Source organism: Pseudomonas sp. 2822-17 (assembly GCF_002742485.1).
Taxonomy (GTDB): Bacteria; Pseudomonadota; Gammaproteobacteria; order Pseudomonadales; family Pseudomonadaceae; genus Aquipseudomonas; species Aquipseudomonas cyclaminis.
The window spans coordinates 1-312 of the sequence record NZ_LJRZ01000253.1; the positions used below are offsets into that span (position 1 = coordinate 1).

The 312-nt window shown below is 36.9% G+C and carries 1 protein-coding gene; it reads right to left on the minus strand.

Features of this window, described 5'->3' with window-relative positions; translation table 11 throughout:
* On the minus strand, window positions 1-284 hold a 284-nt coding region (locus AOA60_RS03685; RefSeq protein ID WP_178075315.1), incomplete at its 3' end, for a restriction endonuclease subunit S.
* Window positions 285-312: the final 28 nt, after the last annotated feature.

The following is a 312-nucleotide window of genomic DNA, read 5'->3' on the forward strand; positions in this document are numbered from 1 at the left end:
GGTATATTAGGCTTAAAAATTTCACTGTAAAACAATGTATCTACTGTCCAAAAAGGTTCATCCATGTAATAGGGTTTATCTATCGTTCCTTTTCGACCAATTAAAACAGATTCTTCTTCATACAAAGCTTTGTTTGCATATCCCATTAAACCACCGGTTCCTAATATTGGAATACTCCCACTAGGGTCTTCAACTTGCTTCTGGCTTTTTCCGTATTTCACCTTTAATATATCGCCTAATTTATTTACTCCCCAATCCTTCGGTATCTCACCCAACTCCGTCATCTTGTATCCTTCACGTACCATTAATACC